At 68.9% G+C, this 19,754-nt stretch carries 13 protein-coding genes; 9 read left to right on the top strand and 4 right to left on the bottom strand.

The window, feature by feature from the left end; all coding sequences use genetic code 11:
• Positions 1-153 precede the first annotated feature (153 nt).
• From ACWGCN_RS34715 to ACWGCN_RS34725, 3 genes are all read left to right on the top strand, one after another.
• Positions 154-855, top strand: coding sequence for an enoyl-CoA hydratase-related protein (locus tag ACWGCN_RS34715; RefSeq protein ID WP_378995370.1), 702 nt, complete (start codon positions 154-156; stop codon positions 853-855).
• Between the two features lie 49 nt (positions 856-904).
• A complete protein-coding gene (locus ACWGCN_RS34720; protein ID WP_452460481.1) occupies positions 905-2,107 on the top strand; it encodes a M20 family metallopeptidase in 1,203 nt (400 codons plus the stop codon).
• 125 nt (positions 2,108-2,232) lie between these two features.
• Positions 2,233-3,396, top strand: coding sequence for a M20 family metallopeptidase (locus ACWGCN_RS34725; protein WP_378995494.1), 1,164 nt, complete (start codon positions 2,233-2,235; stop codon positions 3,394-3,396).
• Between the two features lie 97 nt (positions 3,397-3,493).
• Here ACWGCN_RS34725 and ACWGCN_RS34730 read toward each other — a convergent pair whose 3' ends face one another.
• Positions 3,494-3,955 carry a gamma-glutamylcyclotransferase gene (locus tag ACWGCN_RS34730; RefSeq protein WP_056819179.1) on the bottom strand — a complete coding sequence of 154 codons (462 nt, stop codon included), beginning with the start codon at positions 3,953-3,955 and terminating at the stop codon, positions 3,494-3,496.
• 222 nt (positions 3,956-4,177) lie between these two features.
• Between ACWGCN_RS34730 and ACWGCN_RS34735 the strand changes: the two genes are divergently transcribed.
• From ACWGCN_RS34735 to ACWGCN_RS34750, 4 genes are all read left to right on the top strand, one after another.
• Positions 4,178-5,578: an NAD(P)H-quinone dehydrogenase gene (locus ACWGCN_RS34735; RefSeq protein ID WP_378995374.1), complete on the top strand. Its 1,401-nt coding sequence runs from the start codon at positions 4,178-4,180 to the stop codon at positions 5,576-5,578.
• A 289-nt stretch (positions 5,579-5,867) separates the two neighbouring features.
• A complete protein-coding gene (locus ACWGCN_RS34740) occupies positions 5,868-6,896 on the top strand; it encodes a hypothetical protein (protein WP_379316258.1) in 1,029 nt (342 codons plus the stop codon).
• Positions 6,897-6,965: 69 nt separating this feature from the next.
• Positions 6,966-8,420 carry a hypothetical protein gene (locus ACWGCN_RS34745; RefSeq protein ID WP_452458665.1) on the top strand — a complete coding sequence of 485 codons (1,455 nt, stop codon included), beginning with the start codon at positions 6,966-6,968 and terminating at the stop codon, positions 8,418-8,420.
• A gap of 91 nt (positions 8,421-8,511) precedes the next feature.
• Positions 8,512-9,687 (top strand): aminotransferase-like domain-containing protein, encoded by a 1,176-nt coding sequence (locus tag ACWGCN_RS34750; RefSeq protein WP_452458664.1) that lies wholly within the window; start codon positions 8,512-8,514, stop codon positions 9,685-9,687.
• 15 nt (positions 9,688-9,702) lie between these two features.
• On the opposite strand, the gene glpK is transcribed toward ACWGCN_RS34750, so the two are convergent.
• Positions 9,703-11,199, bottom strand: coding sequence for a glycerol kinase GlpK (gene glpK / locus ACWGCN_RS34755; protein ID WP_449971931.1), 1,497 nt, complete (start codon positions 11,197-11,199; stop codon positions 9,703-9,705).
• A 201-nt stretch (positions 11,200-11,400) separates the two neighbouring features.
• Between glpK and glpD the strand changes: the two genes are divergently transcribed.
• Entirely contained in the window at positions 11,401-13,191 is a 1,791-nt protein-coding gene (gene glpD, locus ACWGCN_RS34760) for a glycerol-3-phosphate dehydrogenase (protein ID WP_452458663.1), read from the top strand.
• A gap of 51 nt (positions 13,192-13,242) precedes the next feature.
• On the opposite strand, the gene ACWGCN_RS34765 is transcribed toward glpD, so the two are convergent.
• Both ACWGCN_RS34765 and ACWGCN_RS34770 read right to left on the bottom strand, forming a co-directional pair.
• Positions 13,243-14,016 carry an Fpg/Nei family DNA glycosylase gene (locus ACWGCN_RS34765; protein ID WP_452458662.1) on the bottom strand — a complete coding sequence of 258 codons (774 nt, stop codon included), beginning with the start codon at positions 14,014-14,016 and terminating at the stop codon, positions 13,243-13,245.
• Between the two features lie 4 nt (positions 14,017-14,020).
• Entirely contained in the window at positions 14,021-18,961 is a 4,941-nt protein-coding gene (locus ACWGCN_RS34770; RefSeq protein ID WP_452529178.1) for an Lhr family ATP-dependent helicase, read from the bottom strand.
• 10 nt (positions 18,962-18,971) lie between these two features.
• Here ACWGCN_RS34770 and ACWGCN_RS34775 point away from each other — a divergent pair, with 10 nt between their 5' ends.
• A complete protein-coding gene (locus ACWGCN_RS34775; protein WP_452458660.1) occupies positions 18,972-19,646 on the top strand; it encodes a histidine phosphatase family protein in 675 nt (224 codons plus the stop codon).
• Positions 19,647-19,754 lie beyond the last annotated feature (108 nt).

Genomic DNA, 19,754 nt, shown 5'->3' on the forward strand with positions numbered 1-19,754 from the left:
CTCCTTCGTCGCCTACGCAACGGCACCTGATCGTCGGGACGGCCGCGAACCGCCGCTGCGCGGCGGACCTTCCTCGAGGTCGGGTCGTGCGGGGCCGGGAAGGTTCCTACCCGCGAGTAGGACAGGGTTCAGGTGCGGGCTATTCTCCCCTGCATGCCGTATTTGGAGCGCTCTGGTGATGTTTTCGTCCTGTACCTCGGCAACGAGGGTGAGACAGACAACGAGAACCGTTTCTCGCCGGACTGGATCGATGCCTTCCACGCCGCACTCGACGAGGTCGAGGCGTCCGAGGGTGCGGCCGCGCTGGTCACCGTCGCGACCGGTAAGTACTACAGCAACGGTCTCGACACCGATTACGTCTTTGGCAACCTGGACAAGATCCACGGCTACCTCGACCGGGTGCACTCGCTCTACACCCGCCTGCTGACCTTCCCGATGCCCACGATCGCCGCGGTCAACGGCCACGCGTTCGGCGCGGGCGCCATGCTGGCCACGTCCCACGATTTCCGCGTGATGCGCGGTGACCGCGGCTTCTGGTCGCTGCCCGAGGTGCATCTGGGCATGCCGTTCACGATCGGCATGAACGGCTTGCTGAAGGGTCGCCTGAGCAACCAGGTGTGCGTCCAGGCGATGACCACCGGGCACCGTTTCGGTGCCGACGAGGCCATTGCCGCCGGCATCGCCGATGCCAAGGCCGACGCCGACGAGGTGCTGCCCGCCGCGATCGCCCGCGCCGCCGCGCTCACCAGCCTGCGCAAGCCGATCACCCCGATCATCAAGACCGCGCTGCACGCCGAGACGCTCGCCGCGCTGGCCACGCCGGTCACCCCGGAGAACCTTCCCTTCGGCAACTGACCTCGCTCGCCGGTGCGCCGCTGTCGGGCACTGATGCAAGACTGGGGGTATGGCACCCTCGCGCACCGGCGAACTCACAGCCACCGCCTCCGACGCCGCGATTGTCGCTGCCTCGGACGAGCTGATCGGGCTCTCGCACGCGATTCACGCCGAACCGGAGCTGGCCTTCGCCGAAACGCGTAGCGTCGCGAAGGTCCTCGCGCCGCTGGTCGAGCGCGGATTCGCCGTCACGACGGGCGTCGCCGGGCTGTCGACGGCGTTTCGCGCGGTGTACGGCAGCGGCCCGCTCACCGTCGGCATCTGCGCCGAATACGACGCGCTGCCCGAGATCGGGCACGCCTGCGGGCACAACATCATCGCCGCGTCCGCTGTCGGCGCGGCCATCGGGCTGGCCGCCGTGGCCGACGCGCTCGGCCTGACCGTGGTGGTGCTCGGTACGCCCGCGGAGGAGAGCGGCGGCGGCAAGGTGCTCATGCTCGAAGCGGGCGCTTTCGACGACATCGCGATGGCGATGATGGTCCACCCTGGGCCTGCCGACATCGTCGGCGCGCGCTCACTGGCATTGGCCGACCTCGCCATCGTCTTCCACGGCCGCGAGGCGCATGCCAGCGCCGCGCCCGAACTGGGCCGCAACGCCGGCGACGCGGTGACCCTGACCCAGGTTGCTGTCGGCTTGCTACGTCAGCATTTGCGACCCGGCCAGCAGCTGCACGGTATAGTGTCCGACGGTGGCGTAGCCCCCAACATCGTGCCCGGACGCGCGGAGTTGCTGTACTACCTCCGCGCGGCGGATTCCGGCTCCCTCGACGACCTGATGCGGCGAGCGAAGGCGTGTTTCGAAGCGGGCGCCCTGGCGACCGGCTGCACCCACGACATACGGACGCTCGCGCCCACCTATACCGAGCTCACCCCCGATCCGGTTCTTTCCGCTGCCTACCGCGCGCAGATCACCGGACTGGGACGGGTGCCGATCGCGCCCGAGCTCGAGGTGTTGCGGCCGCTCGGAAGCACCGACATGGGCAACGTCACCAACGTCGTCCCCGGTATCCACCCGGTGATCGGCATCGACGCGGGCGGTGCGGCAACCCACCAGCCTGCGTTCGCCGCCGCCGCGGTGAACGCCTCGGCGGACCGGGCGGTGCTCGACGGCGCGCTGGCGCTGGCGCGTACCGCTGTCGCTATCGCGGGCGATGAAGTACACAGGGACAGGTTGTTGCAACGGCTGATCGAACGACAGGAGGACATTCGGTGACCATTTCCGGCCATCCGGGCACCGCACGCGCAGGCTCCGACGCGCTATCGATGGGTGTGGGTACCCACTCGATGGCGCGCGAGACCGCAGCGTGTCCGACCACGCCGGACACCGAACCAACTCTGATGTCGGGAACCGAGATCGTTGACGCATGGCTGGCCGAGCACACCGGTGACCTGGTGCAATGGCGCAGACATATCCACGCCAACCCCGAGTTGTCGCGGGCGGAGTTCACCACCACCGAGTTCGTGTCGGGCTGGCTCACCAAGGCCGGGCTGACCTGGGAGGTGCTGCCGGGCGGCACCGGGTTGATCTGCGACTTCGGCCCCACCGATCGGCCGCGGATCGCCTTGCGCGCCGACATGGACGCGCTGCCGATGCAGGAGTTCACCGGTCTGACCTTCGCCTCGACGGTGCCCGGCGTGTCGCATGCCTGCGGGCACGACGCGCACACCACGGTGCTGCTCGGTGCCGGTCTCGCGCTGGCCGAGGCACAGGACAAGCTGCCGGTCGGGGTGCGGTTGGTGTTCCAGCCCGCCGAGGAAGTGATGCCCGGTGGTGCGCTCGATGTGGTCGCGGCCGGTGGGATGACCGGGGTCGACCGGATCTTCGCGCTGCACTGCGATCCGCGTCTGGAGGTCGGCAAGGTCGGGGTACGGACCGGGGCCATCACGTCGGCGGCCGACACGGTCGAGTTGGTGCTCGATTCGCCCGGTGGGCATACCTCGCGCCCGCATCTGACCAGCGACCTCGTCTACGCGATCGGCACCGTCATCACGGGGTTGCCCGGATTGCTGAGCCGCCGCGTCGATCCTCGAACCAGCACGATCATGGTCTGGGGTGCGGTGAGCGCGGGCAAGGCGCCCAACGCGATTCCGCAGACGGGCATGCTCACGGGCACCGTGCGTACCGGTGATCACGCCACCTGGCTGCTGCTGGAACCGCTGGTCCGCGAGATCGTCGACGGGTTGCTCGCGCCGACGGGCGTGCGCTACCAGCTCAACTACAAGCGTGGTGTGCCGCCGGTGGTCAACGATCCGACGTCGGCGCTGATGTTCGAGAACGCGATCCTGGGGATGGGTGAGGACGCGTTGGCCGACACCCCGCAGTCGGGCGGCGGCGAGGACTTCTCCTGGTACCTGGAGGAAGTGCCCGGCGCGATGGCCAGGCTGGGTGTCTGGTCCGGCGTCGGCGAACAGCTGGACCTGCACCAGCCGACCTTCGACATCGACGAGCGCGCTTTGGCCGTGGGTGTTCGGACGTTGACGAACATCGTCCTGCAGGCATAGCAGTACGGGCTGACCCAGTCGGCTCACGACCGCCGGCCGCCGACACGACGTCAGCGGCCGGCGGGTCCGGCTTTACTATTCGGGGCGGCGGAACAGCTCAGGCGCCGGGCCCGACGTTCTTGCTGTTCCGGGTGCGCAGGGCGTGGACGTAGTCCTCTGGGGCGCCTGCCTTTTCGGCCGCGTCGGCGATGACGCCGATGTAGCGGGCCGAGGGGAGGCCGCCTTCGTAGGCGTCCAGGACGTAGAGCCAGGCCAGGCGGGACTCGCCCTGGGTGCCGGTGACCCGGATCCGGATCTTCTTGTGGATGCCGAAGTCGGAGCCCTCCCAGCGGTCGAGGCTGTCCTCGTCCTCGGGGGAGACGTCGTAGAGCACGACGAACACCCGGGAGCCGGGATCCTCGACGACGGTGGCCAACGGCCCTTCCCAGCCGATGTCGTCACCGGCGAAGGTCAGGCGCCAACCCTCCAGCCACCCGGTCCCGGACATGGGCGAATGCGGGCAGCGTTCCAGCATCTGCGTCGAGTCCATGTTGGACCCGTAGGCGGCATAGATCGGCACCATCGAACTGTAGCCAATAACCACGGTGGAATTCCTGTCTCCCACCCAGATCGGCTGACGGTCACACTTGCCGGTGGTGCCGAACGTGGCACAGGACACGCGCACCGTTGTTCACCGATCCGACCCGGGCACGTCACAGAGCACCTGAAATGATGGGGCGACAGCACGGACGAGCCCTCACAAGGGGCAGGTCCGATCAGGCGAGCACAAGGAGCGTGACTGGTGGCACGGATTGCGATCATCGGCGGTGGACCGGCCGGATACGAGGCGGCGCTGGTAGCCGCTCAGCACGGGGCCACGGTGACCCTGGTCGACGCCGACGGTATCGGTGGCGCCTGTGTGCTGTGGGATTGCGTGCCGTCGAAAACCTTCATCGCCTCGACGGGCCTGCGCACCGACCTGCGTCGCGCGCGCGACCTCGGCATCAATATCGATGCCGATCAGGCCAAGGTGCATCTGCCCGAGGTGAACGCGCGCGTCAAGGCGCTCGCGCTGGCACAGTCCTCCGACATCCGCGCCAAATTGCAGGCCGCGGGTGTGCAACTACTTCCTGGCTATGGCGAATTGGTCGGGCCCGCACCGGGTTTGGCGCATCGCGTGCGCGCGAACCTGGCCGACGGGAGCTCCGAGGAGTTCGAGGCCGAGGTCGTGTTGATCGCGACCGGCGCGAGCCCGCGGGTGCTCCCCGGCGCCGAGCCCGACGGTGAGCGGATCCTGAACTGGCGCCAGCTCTACGACCTGCCGGAACTGCCCGAGACGCTGGTCGTCGTCGGATCCGGTGTCACCGGCGCCGAATTCGTGTCCGCCTACACCGAGATGGGTGTGCGGGTGAAGCTCGTGTCGAGCCGCGACCGCGTGCTGCCCGGCGAGGACGCCGACGCTGCCCTCGTGCTCGAGGAAGCCCTCGCCGAACGCGGCGTCGAGCTGGTCAAGCACGCTCGCGCCGACGCGGTGGAGCGCACCGCCGACGGCATCGTGGTGAAGCTGTCCGACGGCCGTACCGTCACCGGTTCGCACGCCCTGATGACCGTCGGTTCCACCCCGAACACCGAGAACCTGGGCCTGGACCGGGTCGGTATCGAACTCGACCGCGGCGGATACCTTCGTGTCGACCGGGTTTCGCGCACATCGGTGCCCGGCATCTACGCCGCGGGCGACTGCACGGGTCTGCTGCCGCTGGCTTCGGTGGCCGCCATGCAGGGCCGGATCGCGATGTATCACTCGCTCGGCGAGGGGGTGAGCCCGATCAGGCTGAAGACGGTGGCCTCGGCGGTGTTCACCCGCCCGGAGATCGCGACCGTCGGTGTCAGCCAGACCGCCATCGACAACGGTGAGGTCCCCGCGCGCACAGTGATGTTGCCGCTCAACACCAATCCGCGCGCGAAGATGTCGGGGCTGCGGCGCGGCTTCGTCAAGATCTTCTGCCGCCCGGCGACGGGTGTGGTGATCGGCGGTGTGGTGGTCGCGCCGATCGCGTCGGAGCTGATCCTGCCGATCGCGCTGGCGGTACAGAACAATCTGACGGTCACCGATCTCGCGCAGACGTTCTCGGTATACCCCTCGCTCACCGGCTCGCTCACCGAAGCCGGACGTTTGCTGATGCGCCACGACGACCTCGACTGAGCCCCTGACACCGTATTGTGAAACGAATCACAATGCGTTTCAGGTTTCGAATTGTGTTGTTCGCCAACGGCGCTCGTCGCTTCCGGGCAACCGTCACACCAGGTGTTTGCGCAGGCGGAACCGGGTGAAGGCGAAACCTGGTGCTGCGTTGCCTGTCCCGCGCTCATGTGGTTGACTCACCGCCGAGGCGCGATCAGTTGTGATCGCGTGGTGGAGCAGTGGGGGATTCCCTCCGGGAAAGGGATTACGAAAAGTGAAGCATCGTAAGCCGAGTCGGGCGCAGCGAGCGATGGCAAGCACGTCGTTGCCTTTGGCCGCCGCGGCAGCCGTGGCAACCCTTCTCGCGGCTCCGGCCGGCGCGGTCCCCAGTGACCAGCCGACCACGCCCGCGACTCCGGCTCCTGCGCAGCCGGGCCAGCCTTCGGGTGAAGTAGAAGCTCCGGCGACCCCGGAAACGGAAACCCCGGAGAACGTCAAGCCGGGTCAGACGAAGCCGGGCGAGACCAAGCCCACGCCGGCCCAGCCGGGTGTCACCAGCCCCGCGCCCGGTCAGCCGGAGCAGGGCACCCCCGCCAAGCCGACGCCGAGCCAGCCGGGCGTCACCAGCCCCCGTGTCGCGCCGCTGCCGGTCCCCGGTCAGGCGCAGCCTGCGGTCCAGCCGGAGCGCGCGGGCGCGACGCCCGACCAGCCGGGCACCACCAAGCCGGAGACAGGCACCACGCCGAGCCAGCCGGGCGCCACGCCGGGCCAGCAGCAGACGCAGCCCACCGTGCCGTCCGATCAGGGCACCGGGACCGGCACCCAGGCCGAGGTCGAGTCTCCGGACACCCTCGTCCAGGAGCCGAAGGAGCCGGCCTGGCAGGCGCCGCGCCTGGCCAACGCGCCCGCCGCGCCCGTCGTCGAGATGGAGGGCCCGCGTCAGGAAATCGGCGTCACCGTCGACGGTGCCGGAATCCTGGCGAACACCCACCACTACAACAACGCCTCGGGCTACGTCGGCACGGTCGGCTACCGGACGCCGGGTGGCGGTTTCGGTGACGCCGGTATCTCGGTCGAGTACGTCGGCGCGAACGAGGTCAAGGTCACCACCTTCAACGGTGGCGACGGCCGTAGCGACAACACTACCGTGACGGTGCTCGACACCACGCAGGCCAACCTGGCCAAGGCCGCGGTGGAGAACTGGATCAAGGCGCAGCCGGGCGGCAACGCCGCGCTCGATGCGGCCGCGAAGGCTACACTGCCCGTGCCGGGGGAGCTGCTTCAGACGGTGAACGTCGCGGGTGTGAACACCCAGTGGGGTGGCTCGATCCAGTACTGACACGCAGTTTGTCGTGTGGGGCGGTCGCCTTCGACCGCCCCACACGTGTGTCCCGGGAAAGGATTGGACTTGGGCACCGAGGGCGACGAGAACGAACGCGGCGATCGACAACGAGCGGCCGCGGATTTCGGCTCTCCCGTAGGAGATTTCGGGCCGCCGGTCGATGACGCCGGCTTCGGTGGGCCCGTTCCCGCCACGCCTCCGCCCGCGCCGTCCGGGGTTCCGGAGCGGGGTTGGCGACCGGCCGAACCGCCTGCCGGCGCACCGCCCGGCCCGTTCGGTCCGCCGGCCGGTGCGCCCGCGCCGGGTCCGTTCGGTGGGCCTGTCGCCGGTCAGCCGCCCGTTGCTCCGCCGCCTGCCGGTCCGTTCGCCGGCTCGGTGCCGCCCGGTCCGCCCGCGCGGCTCTCGGCTCCGCCTTCGGGGTCCACGCCGACAGATCAAGGCTCGGCGCCGGGCAGCGGTCAAGCGCCGCCTCGGTTGCCCGACGGTCGCCGTTCCGCGCCGACTTCCGTCTTCGGTGACGCGGTAGCGCCGCCGCCGCCCGCTCGTCCGGGTCCCCCCGCTCCGTTCGGCGGACCCACTCCCGGTGGTCCGCCCGCTGCCGACCCGACTGTGCGTTTCGGTGCTGAGCCGCCGCGCGGTGAGAGTTCGGTCTTCGGCGACTCGGTCTTCGGTGATTCCGTGCCGGTGACGTCCGGTCGCGAACTCACCGAGGTGATCCGTCGCGGTCGCCCCGGCCCCAAAGATCCTGTGCCGCAGTCGCCGTCACGCGAGAGCGGGCCCGCCGCGGACACCGTGCGGCCGCCCGAGGGCTCCCGCACTCCGCTGGTTCCCGACAAGCCGAGGCCCGCCGCCGACAAGGCGTGGTGGGACAACCCCGACGATGACGGCGGGATTCCCAAGCCGCCATCCGAACCCGGCCTGTCGTGGGCCGACGACCCGATCGCGCGCCGTCTCGCGCCGAAGACGCCGGCCACCCCGGCGCCGGTGGAGACGGAACCCGACAACAAGCGCCTGCGCTGGATCATCGGCGGTGTGGCCGCGGCGGTTCTGCTCGTGGTGGCGCTGGTCCTGACGATCGGGCTGGTCAAGCGTGGTGGCGGCGCCGATCCCGGTGTCACGGCCGCGCCGGTTCCCTCGGTCGCGTCGGGCACCGAGTGTCAGTCCGTCGCCGAGCAGTCGGTGACCGTCGGCAACGGACCGGGCGACACCAGCACCGGTGCCAGGGCCATCCTCGGCTTCCAGTACGCCTTCTACACCGACCGCTCCGGGGCGAAGGTGCGTGAGTTCGTGGCGCCCGACGCCGAGAACATCTCACCCGCCGAGACCATCCAGCAGGCGATCGATGGTCAGATCCCCGCGGGCACCACTCACTGCGTGAAGATGCGCGAAACCAGCGCGGGCCGCTACGACGTCGAACTGCGCGAAATGCACCCCGATGGCTCGGCCGTGGTCTACAAGCAGGAGATCATCACCACGAACACCGACGGAAAGTGGCAGGTCAAGTCCATCACCGCTCGGTAGCGTCTCATTGTATGAGACAACAATTTCATATTCTGGTGGGCGATATGCAATCGTAGGATGATTGCTTCTCTCGGCGTCCCCGGAGGTTCCCATGTCGCTGACAATTCCAGCATTGGCGGGCAAGCTCGCCGGTCTACAGAGCTCGGCGATCAGGGATCTGCTCAAACTCACCGCCCGCGACGACATCATCAGCCTCGCGGGCGGGCTGCCCGACGCCGCCCTGATGCCGCGCGAACGCATCGCCCTCGCCGCCGAGACCGCGCTGCGTGACCCCGCCGTGCTCCAGTACACGGAGTCGTCCGGCTGGCCTGCGCTGCGCGAGGTGATCGCGGCCCGGGAATCGGCCGAGATCGGCCGCTCGGTGCCCGTCGCCGAAGTCTTCATCACCCACGGCTCCCAGCAAGCTCTCTCGCTCCTGGCCGAAGTGCTCCTCGACCCCGGCGCCCTCGTGATCGTGGAGGATCCCGCGTATGTCGGTGCGCTGCAAGTGTTTCGAGCCGCAGGTGCCCGAATCGTCGCCGTTCCCCTGGATTCCGACGGCATGCGCCTCGACATCCTCGAAGACCTGCTGGCCGCGGGCGAACGCCCTGCGCTCGTCCACACCGTCTCGAATTTCCACAACCCCGGCGGCGTCACCCTCGCGCCGCAACGCCGCCGCCGGCTCGCGGAACTCGCTGAGGCGCACGGCTTCTGGGTCATCGAAGACGACCCTTACGGCGAACTGTGGTTCGACCAGCCCGCCCCCGCGCCGGTGGCCTCGTACTCGCCCCAGGTGATCCGCCTCTCCAGCGTCTCCAAGATCCTGTCTCCCGCCCTGCGCGTCGGCTGGATGATCGCCCCCGAAAGAGTCTCGCGCGCAGTGGAACTCCTCAAACAAGGCGCCGACCTCTGCGGCTCCTCGCTCACCCAGCAGATCACCACCGACCTGCTGACCGACACCACCTGGCTGGCAGCCCACATCGATGCGATCCGCGCCACCTACGGCACCAGAGCCCGCGCCCTGACCACCGCCCTCCGCACCACCTTCGCCGACCGCCTCCACTGCACCGACCCCACCGGCGGCATGTTCATCTGGGCCGAATTCACCGACAACACCAACACCGCCACCCTCCTCCCCGCTGCCCTGAATGCCGGCGTCGCCTACGTCCCCGGCGCAGCCTTCGCCGTCTCCAACACCGCCGACAACTCCCTGCGCCTCTGCTTCACCACCTCCGACGAGGCCACCCTGACCGAAGCGGTCGACAGGCTGTCCTCGGCGATCGGCTAGCGACCGGCGCGCTGCTCAGACCCAGTTGTAGGTGCGTTCTACGGCCTTGTTCCAGTCGGCGTAGCGGTGGGTGCGTTCCTCTTCGGGCATGGAAGGGGTCCAGGTCTGGTCCGCTATCCAGTTGGCTCGGAGGTCTTCGAGGTCGGACCAGTAGCCCACGGCCAGGCCGGCGGCGTAGGCGGCGCCGAGGGCGGTGGTTTCGCGGACTACGGGGCGGACTACGGGGACGTCGAGGATGTCGGCTTGGAATTGCATGAGGAGGTTGTTGCCGGTCATGCCGCCGTCGACCTTGAGGGTGGTGAGTTCCAGGTCGAGGTGTTGGGCGGCGGCGTCGGCGCGCATGGCGTCGACTACCTCGCGGGTTTGGAAGGCGGTGGATTCCAGTGCCGCCCTGGCCAAGTGGGCCTTGGTGACGAAGCGGGTCAGGCCCGCGATGACGCCGCGGGCGTCGGGGCGCCAGCGGGGGGCGAACAGGCCGGAGAAGGCGGGGACGAAGTGGGCGCCGCCGTTGTCGTCGACGCTGCGGGCCAGGGGTTCCACTTCTTCGGCGGAGGAGATGATGCCGAGGTTGTCGCGCAGCCATTGGACCAGCGAGCCCGTGACAGCGATCGAGCCTTCGAGCGCGTACACCGCCGGCGTGTCACCGAGTTGGTAGCAGGCGGTGGTGAGCAGGCCGTGCTTGCTGAACACCGGCGTGGTGCCGGTGTTGAGCAACATGAAATTGCCTGTGCCGTAAGTGTTCTTGGCCTCGCCAGGGGACAGGCACGCTTGGCCGAAGGTGGCCGCCTGCTGGTCGCCGAGAATGCCGGCGACCGGAATGCCCTCGAACGGACCGGAGGTGATGTCGGCGTAGACCTCCGACGAGCTGCGGATCTGCGGGAGCAGCGACATCGGAATGCCGAAATCCGCGCAGATCTGTGGATCCCATTGCAGGGTGCGAAGATCCATCAGCATGGTGCGTGAGGCGTTGGTGACATCGGTGAGGTGTTCACCGGTCAGCTTCCACAGCACCCAGCTGTCCATGGTGCCGAAACACAGGTCGCCTGCCTCGGCGCGCGCCCGCACGCCGTCGACATTGTCGAGGATCCAGCGCAGTTTCGGCCCGGCGAAATAGGTCGACAGCGGCAGACCGGTGCGGTCCGCATAGCGTTGCGGCCCTTGATCACCCGCGAGCTCGGTGCACAGCTGATCGGTGCGCGTGTCCTGCCACACGATCGCGTTGTACACGGGATCGCCGGTCGTCCGATCCCACACCACGGTGGTCTCACGCTGATTGGTGATCCCGACCGCGGCCAGATCCCCGGCCGAACACCGGCTGGTGCCCAGCGCCGCACCGAGCACCGACTCGGTATTGCGCCAAACCTCCGCCGGATCGTGCTCCACCCAGCCGGGCTTGGGAAAGATCTGCCGATGCTCGCGCTGCGCGGTTCCGACGATCCGACCCTGCCGATCGAAGATGATGCACCGACTCGAAGTCGTGCCCTGATCGATGGCAGCCACATAGCGACGCATTGATGCAGGTTACCGAAAGTGGAGCCGGCGACCGCAAGATTTGTGGTCGGCGACGAATTTCGGACCCACGCCTCGCCGCGCACGTCCCCAGCGACGAGTGCGGACTACGTTTAGCCTGTACGCAGCGGCGCCGGGAACGCGGCGTTTGCCCCAACTGTCGGCTGGGACCGGCCGGAATCGGTCGGCGGCGAGGAGTCGAGCATGTCGCAGACACCGGAGTTTCCGTTCCTGCACCCGGGAGAGTTGGTTGCGGGCGGGAAAAGGGATCGGCTCGGACCCGGCGATCTGGGGCCGGAACATCGGCGGACCGCCTGGGAACGGCTGGGCAAGGATCAGTTCGACGTCCTGGTGGTCGGCGGCGGCGTCGTGGGCGCCGGTATCGCGCTCGATGCCGCGACACGGGGGCTGTCGGTCGCGCTGGTCGAGGCCCGCGATCTCGCGTCGGGCACATCGAGCCGCTCGTCCAAGATGTTCCACGGTGGCCTGCGCTACCTCGAACAGCTCGAATTCGGCCTGGTCAGGGAAGCGCTGAAGGAACGTGAGCTGGCGTTGTCGACGCTCGCACCGCACCTGGTGAAGCCGCTGCGGTTCCTCTATCCGCTGACCCATCGCGTGTGGGAGCGGCCCTACGTTGCCGCGGGCCTCACCCTGTACGACACCATGGGTGGCTCGAAATCCGTTCCAGGACAGCATCATCTAACCCGGCACGGCGCGATGCGGCTCGCCCCCGGCCTGCGCCGGGACTCGATGATCGGCGGCGTCACCTACTACGACACCGTCGTCGACGACGCCCGCCACACCATGACGGTTGCCCGCACCGCCGCGCACTACGGCGCGGTCATCCGCACCTCCACGCAGGTTGTCGGATTCCTGCGCGAAGCCGACCGGGTCGTGGGGGTGAAGCTGCGCGACACCGAGGACGGGCGTACCGGCGAGGCGCGGGCGAATGTGGTGATCAACGCGACCGGCGTGTGGACCGATGAGGTGCAGAGTCTGTCGAGGCAACGCGGCCGATTCCATGTGCGCGCGTCCAAAGGTGTGCACATCGTGGTGCCGCGCGACCGCATCGTCAGCGATGCCGCGATCATCCTGCGCACCACCACCTCGGTGCTGTTCATCATCCCGTGGGGCGCGCACTGGATCGTCGGCACCACCGACACCGACTGGAATCTCGACCTCGCCCATCCCGCGGCGACCAAGGCCGATATCGACTACCTGCTCGACCGGGTCAACGAGGTGCTGATCACCCCGCTCACGCACGCCGATATCGACGGCGTCTACGCGGGCCTGCGCCCACTGCTGGCGGGGGAGAACGACGACACGTCCAAGCTCTCGCGCGAGCACGCTGTGGCCAGGGTCGCGCCCGGACTGGTGAGCATCGCGGGCGGCAAGTACACCACCTACCGGGTGATGGCGGCGGACGCGATGGACGAAGCCGCACAAGATATTCCGGCGCGCGTCTCGCCGTCGATCACCGAGAAGGTGGCGCTGCTCGGCGCCGACGGCTACTTCGCGCTGGTCAACCAGACCGTGCAGCTCGCCGAGCACTACGGCGTCCACCCGTACCGGATGACGCACCTGCTCGACCGCTACGGCTCGCTGGTCGACGAGGTGCTCGCGATGGCAGCGGGCAAACCCGAACTCCTGCAACCGATTACCGACGCACCGGCCTACCTCCAGGTCGAGGCGGTCTACGCCGTGGCCGCGGAAGGCGCGCTGCACCTCGACGACATCCTGGCCCGTCGCACCCGCATCTCGATCGAGTATTCCGATCGCGGCGCGAACTGCGCCGAGCAGGTCGCCCACCTCGTGGCACCCGTTCTCGGTTGGGACTCCGACGATATCGACCGCGAGGTGTCCACGTACCAGGCGCGCGTACGGGCCGAGATCGAATCGCAGACCCAACCCGACGACACGTCGGCCGACGCGTTGCGGGCCGCCGCTCCGGAGCCGCGTCCGCAGTTGCTGGAACCGGTGCCGCAGGACCGCTGAGCCATCGGACCGGGGCGCTGCGGGCTGTGAGCACACACGGGCGAGGTGATCTCACGGGCTCGGCTGGCAGCGTGGGCAGAAGTAGATGCCGCGTTCGCGTTGAGTGATGCGGTCACCGGGGTCGTCTTCGCCGAGCAACTGGGAAGCGATCGGGGTGCCGCAGCGGGGGCAGGAACGGCGAGTGCGGCCGTAGACCATGGCGCGCCATGGTGGTTGGTGTGCGGCTTTGCCGAGAACACGGTGAGCTTCGTCGACGAGCGCTACGAGATCGGGGATGTCGCCGACCGGGGTAGCGGGGTGGACTCTGCGCAGGAAACAGATCTCGCTGCGGTAGATGTTGCCGATGCCTGCCAGATTGCGCTGGTCGAGCAGGGCGAGACCGACGGCGCGACGCGGGTACTCGGTGAGCCTGCGCAACGCCTCGGCCGCATCCCAATCCGGGCCGAGGAGATCGGGGCCGAGGTGGTCGATGACTGTGTGTTCGTCGGCGCGCAGCAGCACCTGAACCTTGCCGAGCGAGAAGCCGACGGCCTCGACCTCGTCGTTGGCGAGCACCACTCGCGCGGTGACCGCGGGTTTGGTCCAGCGCTGGCCGCGGTGGAACACCCGCCACACGCCTTCCATCTTCAGGTGGGTGTGGATGCTCACGCGGTCGGTGCGGATGAACAGGTGCTTGCCGTAGCTGACGACCTCCTCGACACGTTCGCCGACCAGATCCACGGTGGCGTACCGCGGAACCCGGAAATCGCTGCGGGTGAGCGTTTTACCGGCCAACGCCGTACGTAGGCGCTGTGCGGCGCGGAAGACGGTATCGCCCTCGGGCATTCGGCTATACCTGCCTGCGCAGCCGCAGACCGCTCGGGGTCATCGAGAAACCGGCTTCGATCAGCACTTCGGCGAAGAGGTTGCCGTGCACAGTGTCTCCGTTGATCTTGTCGATCACCAAGCTGTCGACCCGGCGATCGCGCACCAGCCCGGCCAGCGCGAACGCTGCCGCCCGGCGCAGGCCGACGTCCTCGGTGAAACTGAGCAGAGTTTTGCCGCCGCGCTCGGAGTAGAGCACCAGTTCGCCACCGACCAGAACCACCAACGCGCCCGCTTTGCGACCGGGCCGATGACCGCCCTCGGCGTCGCCCTTCGGCCACGGTAGCGCGGCACCGTAGGGGTTGGCGGGGTCGCATGCCGCGAGGGCGAGCGCGACGCCCGCTCTGGTGGTGTCACGGTCGGTGTCGAACGAGCGCAGACGGTCGACGGTGTCGGTGGTGGAGAACTGGGCGCCGCCGAGCGTGTCGACGAAATAGCCGCGCCTGCACCGGCCGCGATCCTCGAACTCGGTGAGCACCCGGTACATCAGCTGGAAACCGCCGGATATCCCTTCGTTCTGCACCGAACCGCGAGTGAGCACGCCGTAGCGTTCGATCAGTTGATCGGCGGTGGCATGGGCGCGAACGGTGTTGTCCTGCACGCGTTCGGGCAGGATCGACCAGCGTCCCGCCAGTGTGGGCGGACCGGACCGGGTCGGCATCGCCGGTCGCGGCAGATACGCGCGGCCCCGGGGCGAGCGGCGCGGGGTGCGGTGCGCGGTGGTGGCGCGAGCGGTACCGGACAGCAGGGCGCGCACCGGGGCGAAGGTGTCACCGGAGACATAGCCCGCCCAAACCAGCTGCCACAGAGCCTCCCCGGCGGCTTTGTCGTCGAGCAGGCCCGCGGAGTCGGCGAGTTGGCGAAAGAAATAGGCGCCGCCGCCGCGCAAGGTGGATGGCAGTTGCTGGACACGGTTCGCGGCGACGGGATCGGGTGCGTCGAGATCGACCGCCGGCCACGGTTCCAGATTCGCGCCGAGTGCGGCCAGGAGACCGAGCTGGAGGTCGGTGGGGTCGATCTCGTCGGCGGGAGGCAGGGTGAAGGGTGCCTGGTCGGCCAGGTGCAGGGCGACCCACCCGTCGCGGGCGGTGATCGCGCCGTGGCCCGACCACACCACCTCGCCGGTCGCCATCAGCTCGTCCAGCATGGCGGGTGAGTAGTCGCGCACTCGGGTGGGCAGAATCAGCGATTCCCAGGCCGAGGCCGGGATCGGTACGCCCGCAAGCTGTTCCACCACTGTCGCCACGCCGTCGACACCGCGTAGCTCGCCGGATCCGACGTGTTGCCAGGACGGCAGGAACCGGGCGAACGCGGCGGTGGACACCGGCTCGACCTCGTGCCGCGCGGCAGCCAGTGAACGGCGGCGCAATCGGCGAAGGACCTGGGCGTCACACCACTCGCCGCCAGCAGTGTCCGGCGTGAATTCACCTTCCACCACGCGTTTCTCGGCGAGCAATCGGTGCAGCGCTGTCACGGCGACGGCCGTTCCGAGGCCGAAGCGGTCGGCGACCGCGGTGGTGGTGAACGGTGCGTGGGTACGCGCGTAGCGCCCGACGAGGTCGCCGAGCGGATCGGGGACCGGTTCGATGAACGCCGCGGGCACTCCGATCGGCAAGGGCACTCCGAGCGCGTCCCGCAGCCGAGCGGCATCCTCCACGGCCACCCACCAGGTACGACCTGCGAACGAAACTTCCAGCGCCCGCCGCGAATCCCGCAGTTCCGCGAACCACGCCGGTGCATCGGCATCGGCGAGCAGGTTGCCGCGGGCAGAATCGAGTCCCTCATCCGGCGTGCTGTGTGCGGGTTCGTCGGGTGCGTGGGTGCCGGTGTCCATCGCTTCGGCGTGGCGCGCGGCGGACGCGGTGCCGGGGCGGGGAACGCAGCGTGCTGCGGCTTCGGTGGGCGTGAGGGGACCGAGTAGACGGAGCAGGTCGGCCAGACCTTCAGCGTCGCGGGCCAGGCGCTCGGGGGTGAGGCGTTGGAGTTCTTGCTCGGTCAGGGTGATGACGGCGGGGTCGAGGAGTTCGCGCAGCTCGACGCGGCCGAGGAGTTCGGCGAGCAGGCTGGAGTCCAAAGCCAGCGCGGCTGCCCGGCGTTCGGCCAGTGGGCTGTCGCCGTCGTAGAGGAATTGCCCGATGTAGGAGAACAGCAGGGCGCCGGCGAAGGGCGACGGGCTCGCCGTCTCGACCTCGATCAGGCGGATCTCGCGGCGGGCCACCTTGGTGAGCAGGTCGCGCAGGGCGGGCAGGTCGTATACGTCGCGCAGACATTCGCGGACGGTTTCCAGCAGGATCGGGAACTGCGGGAATTTGCGTGCCACGTCCAGCAATTGGGCCGAGCGCTGCCGCTGCTGCCACAGCGGTGCGCGCTTGCCGGGGTCGCGGCGCGGCAGGAGCAGCGCTCTGGCGGCGCATTCGCGGAAGCGGGACGCGAAAAGGGCGGAGCCGCCGACCTGTTCGGTGACGATGTCGTCGATCTCGTCGGGTTCGAAGGCGAACAGTTCGGCGCCGGGCGGTTGGTCGGTCGTATCGGGCAGGCGCACCACGATGCCGTCGTCGGAGGCGGTCGGGGCGGCATCGATACCGAACTGTTCCTGCAGACGCGCCCCCACCGCCAGCGCCCACGGTGCGTGCACCGGGGTGCCGAAGGGCGAGTGCAGCACCAGGCGCCAGTCGCCGAGTTCGTCGCGGAACCGTTCCACGACCAGGGTCCGATCGGTCGGCAATTGGCCTGTGGCACTGCGCTGTTCCTCGAGCAGGCCGACCAGGTTGGCTGTTGCGTTCTGATCGAGTCCGGCGGTGCGCACCAACTGCGCGAGCCGTACCGCGGGCTTGCTCCGCTCGGCGGGTGTCTTCGTCCTCCCCGCGGTGGCGGTCTGCCGGTCGGCGGCTCCGGTGGGGCCGTCGACGCCGGCCGTCGCAGTACGCCCGGCCTTCTTCGAGCCCCAGGTTGTCGTGGTGGGTTCGGTCAGCGAGCCGGGAACTCCCGGCATGGCGTCGGCCGAGGTGAGCACCGCGCCGGAGCCCATGTCGGCCACGATCCGGGACAACTCGTCGGCTGGTACCTGACCGGCCGTGCGAACGAATTCACCCAGCGCGGCGCCCAATTCGGCGGGACGACCCAATCCGTCACCGTGCCAGAACGGCAACCGGCCGGGTAGCCCGAACGCCGGTGACACCAGGACCCGATCGAAGGTGATCTCCTCGATCCGCCAACTGGTCGCACCGAGCGCGAACACATCGCCCACGCGCGACTCGTAGACCATCTCCTCGTCGAGTTCACCCACCCGCGAAGCCTTTTCGCCCACCATGAACACCGCGAACATCCCACGGTCGGGGATCGCGCCACCGGAGGTCACCGCCAGGCGCTGGGCGCCGGGACGGCCGGTGATGGTGCCCGCGTCGCGGTCCCACACCACGCGCGGACGTAGTTCGGCGAACTCGTCGGACGGATAGCGTCCGGCCAGCAGGTCGAGCACCGATTCGTAGGCCGAGCGGGGCAGGTTCGCGTAGCTGCCGGTGGAACGGACGAGATCGAACCAGGCGTCGACATCGATGGGTTCGAGCGCGCAGGCCGCCACCGTCTGCTGGGCGAGGATATCGAGCGGGTGCGCGGGGATCTGGAGCTTCTCGATCTCACCGGTGAGCATGCGCTGGGCGGCGACGGTGCAGTGGATCACGTCGGTGCGGTGTTTGGGGAACAGCACGCCCCGCGAGATCTCACCCACCTGGTGCCCGGCCCGCCCGACCCGTTGCAGCCCACTGGCCACCGAGGGCGGCGCCTCCACCTGGACCACCAGGTCCACCGCGCCCATATCGATGCCGAGCTCGAGACTGCTGGTGGCCACCACACAGCGCAGCCGACCGGTCTTGAGGTCGTCCTCGATGATGGCGCGCTGTTCCTTGCTGACCGACCCGTGATGGGCGCGCGCCAACAGGTGCTCGGCCCCGTGGATCACCTCGGTGGACGGCCCGAGCTGGGCGGGTGGCTTGTGCTCGGTCTCCACCGGCTCGCCGAGGCGGGCGGCATAGGTCTCGTTGAGCCGCGCCGTGAGCCGTTCGGCGAGCCGCCGGGAGTTGGCGAACACGATCGAGGACCGATGCTCGAGCACCAGCTCGACGATGGCCTCGTCGACATGCGGCCAGATCGAACCCGGCTGATCGGAGTCGCCGCCCGGATCGGTCATATCGGCCACCGGCACCCGCACCGACAGGTCGAAGGTCTTCGGTGCGGGCGGCCGCACAATGGTGATCGGCGCGTTGCCGACCAGGAATCGCCCGACCTCCTCGGGCGGGCGCACCGTCGCCGACAACCCGATTCGTTGCGCGGGCTTGTCGGTGAGTTGATCCAGCCGGGCCAGCGACAAGGCCAGGTGCGCACCACGCTTCGACCCGGCGATGGCGTGCACTTCGTCGACGATCACCGTGTTGACCTCGGCCAGCGTCTCGCGCGCGGCCGAGGTCAACAGCAAGAACAACGACTCGGGGGTCGTGATCAGAATGTCCGGTGGGGTGCGCAACATCGCCCGGCGCTGGGCGGGCGGGGTGTCACCGGAGCGCACCCCCACCGAGATATCCGGTGGGTCGAGCCCCAGCCGTTTCGCCGTCTGCGTGACTCCTACCAGGGGTGCCCGCAGATTGCGTTCCACGTCCACAGCCAGCGCCTTCAACGGCGACACGTAGAGCACCGACGTGCCCCGGGACGCTCCCGGCTCGGGTGGGTCCCGGTGAGCCAGCTGATCGATGGCCCACAGGAACGCGGACAGGGTCTTGCCCGATCCCGTCGGCGCGATCACCAGTGTGTTCTCGCCCGCGGCGATCGCATCCCACGCGCCGAGCTGGGCCGACGTCGCGCCGGGGAAGGCGCCGTCGAACCACTGTGCCGTCGCGGGGGAGAACCGATCCATAGCACCAAGTGTGCACAGACCCACCGACAACTTCGTCGCCATCATGCACCCCGACCAGCGCGAACACGCCGATGACCGGGGAGGCGCCCAGCCCGGGTTGTGGCGTGGATCGCATTCGTCGCTACCCTCGACTCTCGTGCAAACGGTGCTGAGAGTCGACCTTGTCGGCCATGGCCTTACCGAGGCGGTACGTAAGGCGCGATTTCCTGTCGATGAACCCCTTGACGAGTCGGGGCGGGCCGCGGTGCGCGCCTGCGTGCCGCTCGATGAAGCGTCGGTGCGGACGGGACCGGAGCGGCGGGTTCGCGAGACGGCGGAGGAATTGGGCCTGGTCGGCGAACAGGACGTGCGATTACGGGACCTCGATGCCGGGTCGTGGCGGGGCAGTGAGATGGGCAAACTCGCTCAGGACCAGTTGTTCGCCTGGCTCACCGACCCCGAATTCCGCGGGCACGGTGGGGAATCCATCACCGATCTGGTCGAGCGGGTGCGCTTCTGGCTGGCCGAGATCGCCTCGTCGGGTCGTAACACCGTGGCGGTGACGCACCCCGCCGTGGTGCGCGCCGCGCTGCTCGTGGTGCTCGACGCACCGGCGAAGTCGTTCTGGCGCATGGATGTTCCGCCCGCGAGCGTCACCCGGCTGCACTACCGGGGGAACTGGACCCTGCGACTCGGCAACGGATAACGAAGAAGGCCCCGGAGTCGAAACTCCGGGGCCTTCTTCGTAGTAGCGGGAACAGGATTTGAACCTGCGACCTCTGGGTTATGAGCCCAGCGAGCTACCGAGCTGCTC

It is taken from the genome of Nocardia sp. NPDC055050, assembly GCF_053608345.1.

Coding starts and splice junctions, on each gene's coding strand:
- ACWGCN_RS34715 (WP_378995370.1), top strand. CDS start 154: ATGCCGTATTTGGAGCGCTCTGGTGATGTTTTCGTCCTGTACCTCGGC.
- ACWGCN_RS34720 (WP_452460481.1), top strand. CDS start 905: ATGGCACCCTCGCGCACCGGCGAACTCACAGCCACCGCCTCCGACGCC.
- ACWGCN_RS34725 (WP_378995494.1), top strand. CDS start 2,233: ATGTCGGGAACCGAGATCGTTGACGCATGGCTGGCCGAGCACACCGGT.
- ACWGCN_RS34740 (WP_379316258.1), top strand. CDS start 5,868: ATGGCAAGCACGTCGTTGCCTTTGGCCGCCGCGGCAGCCGTGGCAACC.
- ACWGCN_RS34750 (WP_452458664.1), top strand. CDS start 8,512: ATGTCGCTGACAATTCCAGCATTGGCGGGCAAGCTCGCCGGTCTACAG.
- glpK (WP_449971931.1), bottom strand. CDS start 11,199: ATGCGTCGCTATGTGGCTGCCATCGATCAGGGCACGACTTCGAGTCGG.
- glpD (WP_452458663.1), top strand. CDS start 11,401: ATGTCGCAGACACCGGAGTTTCCGTTCCTGCACCCGGGAGAGTTGGTT.
- ACWGCN_RS34765 (WP_452458662.1), bottom strand. CDS start 14,016: ATGCCCGAGGGCGATACCGTCTTCCGCGCCGCACAGCGCCTACGTACG.
- ACWGCN_RS34770 (WP_452529178.1), bottom strand. CDS start 18,961: ATGGATCGGTTCTCCCCCGCGACGGCACAGTGGTTCGACGGCGCCTTC.